The organism is Nonomuraea sp. B5E05 (assembly GCF_039880665.1).
GTDB lineage: Bacteria > Actinomycetota > Actinomycetes > Streptosporangiales > Streptosporangiaceae > Nonomuraea.
Window position 1 is genome coordinate 1 of record NZ_JBDPMJ010000100.1, and the last position, 979, is coordinate 979.

Below are 979 nucleotides of genomic sequence, written 5' to 3' on the forward strand. Positions count from 1 at the left end.
AGGCGTCGAAGGTGTAGTCGGTGGTCGTGCCGGCCTTGGTCTCGGTGGCCAGGGTGCCGCGCGGGGTGTAGGTGTAGGTGCTGCCGTCGCCGGTCAGCAGCCGGTTGCGTTCGTCGTAGGTGAAGGTTTTGTCGCCGGCCTTGGTGCGGTTGCCGGCGGCGTCCCACTCATAGGCGGTGGTGGCGCCGTCGGGGGCGGTCCACGAGGTGAGGCGGCCGGCGTGGTCGTAGGCGTAGGTGCTGGTGCCCGCCCCTGCCGTGCCTGCGGTGGTCTTGGTGGTGAGGTTGTCGTCCTTGTCCCAGCCGTAGGTGATTTTCGCGAGCTGGGTGCCGGAGCCGTTCTCGAGCGTCTGTCCGGTGAGGCGGTCCATGGGGTCGTAGTCGAAGGTCTGGGTGCTCGCCGGGCCGCTGGTGGCGCGTGTGTCAACTTCCGCTGCAGGTACACCTTCGCCTGCCAAGTACGCGTCCCAGCGCCAAGGACAGCCGTGGCTACCAAGCAGGCTGCGACCAGACCGCAGGAGCCCCGCTGAGCGACTCCCTCAAATCGAACACCAGCGCTCCTTTCTCTCCCGATGCCGACGCCGCCCCGGCATCCGGCTCTCCCTTCAGTTCCGAGTCAGCCGAAGGGCACGTCAACCGGGATCACCCATCTGGATGCCAATAACCGGGTGGGGCGGGCCATACGGCCTGTCGGAAAATTTCGTTGGCTGGTTCCGCGATGAACCTGGACGATCGCCTATCGTGATGGGAATCTCCGGATCTGAGCCGATCTTTTCGTCGGCCTTGAAGCCGCATGAGAGGAACATGGACCGGCCCTGGCCGCGCTTGCTGGCCGGCGGCTGACGGGTTCGCGCTCCTAGACGAGTAATTCCGATCTCCGGTCAATGGTCGTAGGCGATCAGTGACCGGGTGATCGGGGCGTTGGTCGCGTTGTTGTGCCAGATCGCCGCCGCCAGCGCAAGAAGGCGCTGGGCGACGCG

1 protein-coding gene and 1 pseudogene are annotated in these 979 nt (G+C 66.2%); both read right to left on the minus strand.

Going from position 1 to position 979, the window contains the following annotated elements; genetic code table 11:
• Positions 1 to 370: RHS repeat domain-containing protein (locus ABGB01_RS45965; protein WP_347780650.1), on the minus strand; the 370-nt coding region annotated here is incomplete at its 3' end.
• Between the two features lie 510 nt (positions 371 to 880).
• Positions 881 to 979: pseudogene (locus tag ABGB01_RS45970) on the minus strand (IS982 family transposase); the annotation flags it as partial.